Below are 7,000 nucleotides of genomic sequence, written 5' to 3'. Positions count from 1 at the left end.
GCCCAACCCCCCCCCACCCCCTCCAACCACAACAAAACCCAACATCACCACCCCCCCCCCCCCCCTCTCTCCCCCCCCCCCCCCCCCCCCCTCCCCCCCCCCGTCCGGGGCCGGACCGACCTGACCGCCAGGGACCTCTCCGAGGCCCCGTGGGGGCCAAGTCCGGGTCCAGGGGCGGGAACTCGTCCCCGGACCGGTCCGGCCGGAGCCGGGCGTGGCGCGGAGGTCAGGACCAGGTCGCGACGGAGTAGCCGACGCCGTAGGGGGCGTCCTCGTACAGCAGGCGGCCTTCCAGGCCCGCGCCCTCGGCTGCGGCGGCCAGCACCTGCCAGGGGGCCCGCCCGGCCGCCTTCAGCTCGTGCGCGAGGCGCTCGTCCAGCGCCGCGAGGGCGCCGGTGTCCGCCGTACCCAGCGCCCGGGCGACACCCTCGTCGAAGGTGGCGGCCCGGTCGTCGAGGTAGCCCGGCGCCTTGAGGCTGCGGCACGCGCTGCCGTCACCCAGCACCAGCAGGGCGACGCGCCCGGCCCGTGCGGCCAGCTCGCGGCCGGCCTCGGCGCACCGCGCGGGCGCGAGCCGCTCGCCCACGGCGAGGCCCTCGACCGGGGCGCCGGCCCAGCGGACGCGCTCCAGCAGCCAGGCGCCCACGGCGAGGGGGGCGGGCAGGGGCCGGGCACCGCCGGGCCCCGCGCCCAGCCGTACGTCCAGCTCGACTCCGAAGCCCCGGAAGTCCCCCGCGGTCCCCGCCGGGTACCGCTCCGGCGCCTCCTGCGCTCCCGGCCCGACGACGACCAGCAGGTCCGGCCGCGAGGCGGCGAGGACCGCGAGCGCGTCCGAGCACGCCGTGCGCACGTCGTCGAGCTCGGGCGCTGCCCCGGCGGCGACGTCGGGGACGAGGAGCGGCGGGCAGGGGCAGACGGCGGCGGCGGAAAGCATGATCCGCAGCGTAGCCGGTGAGACGGGCCGGTTCCGGGGAAGCCCCCGCGGCAGGTCAGCCGACCGCGCAACCGCCCGTGACGGGCGGGAGCGGGGCCGGGGCGCCGATCTGCGGCAGGCCCAGCATGACGCCGGCGGGCTTGGCGGCCTCGGCGGCGTTGCGCTTCTCCCAGGCGTCGCCCGCGCGGGTGCGGCGGACACCGGTGGTCGGGCCCTCGGCGAGGAGGTGGTGCGGGGCCGCGTAGGTGATCTCGACGGTCACCACGTCACCCGGACGCACGTCCTGCTCCGGCTTGGTGAAGTGGACCAGGCGGTTGTCGGGCGCGCGGCCGGACAGGCGGTGGGTGGCGCCGTCCTTGCGGCCCTCGCCCTCCGCGACCATGACCTCCAGGGTGCGGCCGACCTGCTTCTTGTTCTCCTCCCAGGAGATCTCCTCCTGGAGGGCGACCAGGCGCATGTAGCGGTCCTGCACGACCTCCTTGGGGATCTGCCCGTCCATGGTCGCCGCCGGGGTGCCGGGGCGCTTGGAGTACTGGAAGGTGAAGGCCTGCGCGAAGCGCGCCTCGCGCACCACGTGCATGGTCTGCTCGAAGTCCTCCTCCGTCTCGCCGGGGAAGCCCACGATGATGTCGGTGGAGATGGCGGCGTGCGGGATGGCCTCCCGTACCTTGCCGATGATCCCGAGGAAGCGGTCCTGGCGGTACGAGCGGCGCATCGCCTTGAGGACGGTGTCCGAGCCGGACTGCAGCGGCATGTGGAGCTGCGGCATCACGTTGGGCGTCTCGGCCATCGCGGCGATCACGTCGTCGGTGAAGTCGCGCGGGTGCGGGGACGTGAAGCGGACGCGCTCCAGGCCCTCGATCCTCCCGCAGGCGCGCAGCAGTTTGCTGAAGGCCTCGCGGTCGCCGATGTCGGAGCCGTACGCGTTGACGTTCTGGCCGAGCAGGGTGATCTCGGAGACGCCTTCGGAGACCAGCGCCTCGATCTCGGCGAGGATGTCGCCGGGACGGCGGTCCTTCTCCTTGCCGCGCAGCGCCGGGACGATGCAGAAGGTGCAGGTGTTGTTGCAGCCGACGGAGATGGAGACCCACGCGGCGTACGCGGACTCGCGCCGGGTCGGCAGCGTGGAGGGGAACGCCTCCAGCGACTCGGCGATCTCGATCTGCGCCTCCTCCTGGACGCGGGCGCGCTCCAGGAGCACCGGCAGCTTGCCGATGTTGTGCGTGCCGAAGACGACGTCCACCCACGGCGCCTTCTTGACGATGGTGTCGCGGTCCTTCTGGGCCAGGCAGCCGCCGACGGCGATCTGCATGCCGGGCCGCCTGGTCTTCATCGGGGCGAGCCGGCCGAGGTTGCCGTACAGCTTGTTGTCGGCGTTCTCGCGGACCGCGCAGGTGTTGAAGACCACGACGTCGGCGTCGCCGTCCGCGCCCTCGGGGGCGCGCACGTAACCGGCGTCCTCCAACAGGCCGGAGAGGCGCTCGGAGTCGTGAACGTTCATCTGGCACCCGTAGGTGCGTACCTCGTACGTCTTCAAACCGTCCACTACTCCGCCAGCCACGTCGTTACCGCTCACCCGACCAGGGTAAGGGGTCCCACCGGGCCGGACGGCTGGATGTGTCACCGGCCGGGGGTGAGGGCGGCGGCGAGGCCGTCGAGGAGGAGGGAGAGGCCCGCCTCGAAACCCCGGTCGTCGAGACCGGCCAGGCCCGGGGGGACGGCGTCGGCGCCGTCGAGCGCGTCGGCGAGGGACGGGTAGTCCGGGCGGTAGCCGTCCGGGGGCCGGGTGAAGCCGGCGGTGAAGGTCTCCAGGGCGGAGCCGAGGACCAGGTAGTCGAGGGCCGCGGCGACCTCGGCCGCCCTGGCGGGGGCGCAGCCGATCCGGACCAGGGCGGCGATCAACGAGTCGTAGCCGCGCAGCGCCCTGTCCGCCTCCACCCGGCGCCGGGCGACCAGGGCGATCATGTGCGGGTGGCGGAGGTACACCCGGCGGTAGCCGCGGGCGTACGTGGCGATGCCCTCGCGCCACCGCGGGTCGTCCAGCGGGCCGAGGTCGATCTCCTCGTTGATGCGCTCCAGGGCGGCGTCCAGGAGGTCGTCCTTCGAGGCCACGTGGTGGTACAGCGACGCGCCGCGCACTCCGAGGCGCTGGGCGAGGGCCCGCATCGTCAGGGCCTGCGGGCCCAGCTCCTCGAGCAGTTCCAGCGCGGCACGCGCGATGCTCTCGCGGCTCAGCAACGGCTGGCTCGGTCGGCCCATCGCGGTGCTCCCCCTCGTTCTCCGCCGCCAGGTTACCGGGCGGGAGGGGTTCCCATCCGGCCAGTGGCGCGTTACGGTCCCCGCACCCCGATACCTAACAACGTTAGATTTAGCGCCGAGGTGACACCCATGAGCACCACCCCGACCCCGCCCGAACGGGCCGAGCCCGTGAAGCCGTCCGCGCCGATCGATCGGTCCGGGCCGTCCGCGCCGATCGATCCGTCCGGGCCGGCCGTGAGCGATGCCGACGCCGCCCGCCTGGGGGCCCTCGGTTACCGGCAGGAGCTGCGCCGCAGCCTCGGCGTCCTGGGGAACGTCTCCATGGGCTTCGCCGTGGTCTCGCCCGTGGTGGCCCTCTACGCGGTGGCCGCGGTCGGGACGGCCGTCGCGGGCCCCGCCTGGATCTGGGCGCTGCCCGTGGTGCTGGCCGGCCAGTGCCTGGTCGTGAACGTCTACGCCGAGCTGGCGTCCCAGTGGCCGCTCGCGGGCGGCCCGTACCAGTGGGGCCGCCGCCTGCTCGGGCCGGCCTTCGGCTGGATGGGGGGCTGGGTGTGGCAGTTCGCGGTGATGTTCGGCAACACGACCGTGGCCTATCTGGCGGCCCCCTGGGTCTTCGCCCTCCTCGGGATCGCGCCCTCACCGGGGGCGATGGTGGCGGTGGCCGCCTCCATCCTGCTCGGCTGCATGCTGGTCAACGCCTACGGGATCCGGGTCCTGAGCCTGTTCGTGTCCCTGGGCATCGCCGCGGAGGCCGTGGCCTCCGTCCTGGTCGGCTTCTCGCTGCTGCTGTTCTTCCGTGAGCACGGGGTCGTGCTGTTCACCGGCACCATGGGCGCCGAGGCCCTGTCCGGCGGCTCCACCGCCCTGGCCTTCCTCACCGCCGTGGCCGTGGCCGGATGGGCGTTCATCGGGTTCGACGCGTGCGTGTCCGCCGCCGAGGAGACCAAGGACGCGGGCCGGCAGGTGCCGCGGGCCATGTGGTGGGCGCTGCTGAGCGTCGGCGCGGTCGTGATCCTCAACGCGATGGCGGTCGCCCTGGCCCACCCCGCCCCCGAGAAGGTCGTCCTCGGGGAGGACATCGACCCGGTGACCACCGCGGTGGTGCACTCCTTCGGCTCATGGTCGGACAAGCCCTTCGTGGCCGTCGTCCTGGTCGGCTTCCTCGCCTGCGCCATGGCGTCCCAGGGCGGCGCGGCGCGCGGACTGTACTCGCTGGCCAGGGACGGGGTCTTTCCCTTCTCCGACCAGGTCCGGAAGGTGAACGGGCGCCGCGCCCCGATCGGCGGCCTCGTCGCCTCGACGCTGGTCAGCGGTACGGCGCTGCTGCTCGGCCTCGACGCCACGGCGATCGGCAGCCTGATCGCCTTCGGTACGGCGGCGACCTTCCTGCCGTTCTTCCTGACCACGCTGGCGGCGCTGGTCGCCCGCCTCCGCGGGACGTGGGTGCCTTCGGGCCACGTCCGCCAGGGCCGGAGGGGCACGGCCCTGAACGCGCTGGCCGTGCTGTGGACCGGCTTCGAGGTGGTCAACGTCTGCTGGCCGCGCGCCGTCCTCGCCCCGCCGGGCGCGCCCTGGTACCAGGTGTGGGCCGGGCTCATCGGCACGGCGGTGATCGTCCTGGCCGGGCTGGTGCTCCTGGTGGCCAGGCGTCCGCAGGACAGGATCCGCGACGACCGGCCGGCCGGGGGTGGTGGGGGCGGTGCCGGACGAGGGGCCTTGGCGCGGGCGGAGGCGGGGGCGGCCGGCGCGGATCCGGTCGGCCCGCTCGCGGCCGACGGTTCCTGACGCCGCCGGCCGGCCCCGGTCGAACCGGGGCGGCGGAGCGGGGCCCGAGGCGGCGGGACGGGGCGGGGAGGCCGGGTCGTGGCGCCGGCCCCCGGTCACGGGCACCGCCCGGCCGTTGCCCGAACCGTTGTCCGGCGGGCCTGGTCATCACCGGGAGCGACCTGGCAGGATCGCGCCATGCTCCAGGCCCTGTCCCGTGTCAGCCGTCGCGCCCTCAAAGGGGCGGCGGTGGGTCTCGTGGTGCTGGGTCTGCTGCTGTGGTGGCTGGTTCCGGCCGGAGAGTCCTCCCCGCGCGGGCAGGTCACCTTCAGCACGGGCGTACCGACCGGGGTGTACCAGCGCTACGGCGAGCTGCTGGAGGAGGCGCTCGGGCGTAATGTGCCGGACGTCGCCATAAAGCTGCTCGACAGCGAGGGGTCCCGGCAGAACCTGGCCCGGCTCGCGTCCGGGGAGGCCGACTTCACGATCGCCACGGCCGACGCGGTGGCGACGTACATAAGGGACAGCCGGCCGGGCGCCTACGCCCTGCGCGGCTGCGCCCGCCTGTACGACGACTACGTGCAGCTGGTCGTCCCGCGGGGGTCGAAGGTCCGCTCCACCCGCGACCTGCGGGGACTGCGGGTCGGTGTGGGGCAGGACGGTTCCGGCGTACGGCTGATCGCGAACCGGCTGCTCCAGGCGGCCAAGGTCGACCCGCAGACGGGGATCGAGCCCGTGTCGGCGGGGATCGACACGATGCCGACCCTGCTGGAGCAGGGCCGGCTGGACGCCTTCTTCTGGTCGGGCGGTCTGCCAACCAGCGCCGTGCAGAAGCTGTCGGAGCGCTTTCCGATCCGGCTGGTCCCACTGAACGGCGACCTGATCAACCGGGTGCACGAGGGCGGCGGCAGCGGCCGCTACTACCGCTCGGCCGTGGTCCCCGCCGACGCGTACGCCCTCTCGCAGGAGGGCAGGCCGGTCGAGACGGTGGCCGTGGCGAACCTGCTCGTCACCACCGACCGTACGGACCCGGCGCTGGCGGAGGCGTTCACCCGCACCGTGATCCAGAGCCGTGACCGGATCGGCCACGAGGTGCACCCCGCGCAGCTGGTCGACCTGCGGACGGCGGTGTACACCGATCCGCTGCCCCTGCACGAGGGGGCCCGGCGCTACTACCGCTCGGTCAAGCCCTAGGGACTGTCCGGCGGAGCAGGGCCGGGGCGAACCGGTGAACGGAGGATGCGGGAAAGCTCCTGGCTCCTCGTCCTGGTCTTCGAGGCAGGACGTAACCTGGCGGCATGTTGCTGATCCACGGCGGGAAGACCACCGCCGACGCGCCCGTCGCGCGCACCGGCGGCGTCCCGCTCGTTCCGGAGGGCTTCGTATGGCCCCTGTGCCGCGAGTGCGATGGGGCCATGCAGTTCCTCGCCCACCTGCCGCTGCCGTTCGGCGTGGCGGCGGTGTTCTTCTGCCAGAACGACCCGGGTATGTGTGACGACTGGGACGCCACTGCCGGAGGCAATGCCGCTTTCCTCTTCGACGGCGAGCGGCTCTCCCCGGCCCCCGTTCCGGCCGAAGGCGAAACGGATCTCGGCGCGGTCACCGCTCTTAGCCTCCACCCCGAGCACACACCGGCCCCCGAACGGGTACTGGGGCGACTGGGCGGCGAACCGGACTGGCTCCAGGGCGACGAGACCCCCGTCTGCCCTTCCTGCAGCGCCCGAATGACGTTCGCCGCGGAACTGGAGGAGGGACAGGACTTCGCTACCTCGGCGAACTTCGGCGGCGGAGGCCGTGGCTACGTCTTCACCTGCCGTCCCTGCGCCAAGGCCGCGTTTCTCTGGCAGCGCTGATGATCCCGCCACTAGGCACTGTCCGGCTCATCACGGGCGGAGCCATAACCGGATTGCTGCTGCGGTGACGGTGCCGTGGCAGAGGTAGGCCCTCTTGATGCCCCTATGGATGTCAAGCCGCCAGGACGTGGGTGGTGGTCCGGGTGATGAGTCGGTGGATCTCGCGTGCGACGTAGCGTTTGAGACAGCG

At 73.5% G+C, this 7,000-nt stretch carries 6 protein-coding genes; 3 read left to right on the top strand and 3 right to left on the bottom strand.

Annotation, left to right across the window (positions count from 1 at the left end):
- Nucleotides 1–226: 226 nt before the first annotated feature.
- From AC07DW_RS30530 to AC07DW_RS30520, 3 genes are all read right to left on the bottom strand, one after another.
- On the bottom strand, nucleotides 227–934 hold the full coding sequence (locus AC07DW_RS30530; RefSeq protein ID WP_478860913.1) for a class III extradiol dioxygenase subunit B-like domain-containing protein: 708 nt from the start codon (nucleotides 932–934) through the stop codon (nucleotides 227–229).
- Between the two features lie 55 nt (nucleotides 935–989).
- A complete protein-coding gene (gene miaB / locus AC07DW_RS30525) occupies nucleotides 990–2,480 on the bottom strand; it encodes a tRNA (N6-isopentenyl adenosine(37)-C2)-methylthiotransferase MiaB (RefSeq protein WP_478860919.1) in 1,491 nt (496 codons plus the stop codon).
- A 74-nt stretch (nucleotides 2,481–2,554) separates the two neighbouring features.
- Entirely contained in the window at nucleotides 2,555–3,193 is a 639-nt protein-coding gene (locus AC07DW_RS30520) for a TetR/AcrR family transcriptional regulator (RefSeq protein WP_478860912.1), read from the bottom strand.
- Between the two features lie 129 nt (nucleotides 3,194–3,322).
- On the opposite strand from AC07DW_RS30520, the gene AC07DW_RS30515 reads away from it, so the two are divergent.
- The 3 genes from AC07DW_RS30515 to AC07DW_RS30505 all read left to right on the top strand — a co-directional run bounded on the left by AC07DW_RS30515 (nucleotide 3,323) and on the right by AC07DW_RS30505 (nucleotide 6,810).
- Nucleotides 3,323–4,978, top strand: a complete 1,656-nt coding sequence (locus tag AC07DW_RS30515; RefSeq protein ID WP_478860911.1) for an APC family permease — start codon at nucleotides 3,323–3,325, stop codon at nucleotides 4,976–4,978.
- Between the two features lie 177 nt (nucleotides 4,979–5,155).
- Nucleotides 5,156–6,151, top strand: a complete 996-nt coding sequence (locus AC07DW_RS30510) for a TAXI family TRAP transporter solute-binding subunit (protein WP_478860910.1) — start codon at nucleotides 5,156–5,158, stop codon at nucleotides 6,149–6,151.
- Nucleotides 6,152–6,255: 104 nt separating this feature from the next.
- Nucleotides 6,256–6,810 (top strand): hypothetical protein, encoded by a 555-nt coding sequence (locus AC07DW_RS30505; protein WP_478860909.1) that lies wholly within the window; start codon nucleotides 6,256–6,258, stop codon nucleotides 6,808–6,810.
- Nucleotides 6,811–7,000: the final 190 nt, after the last annotated feature.

This window comes from Streptomyces sp. NPDC045701 (assembly GCF_056432045.1).
The sequence above is the reverse complement of the archived record's forward strand: the minus strand, read 5'-3'. Positions and strand labels throughout refer to the sequence as shown.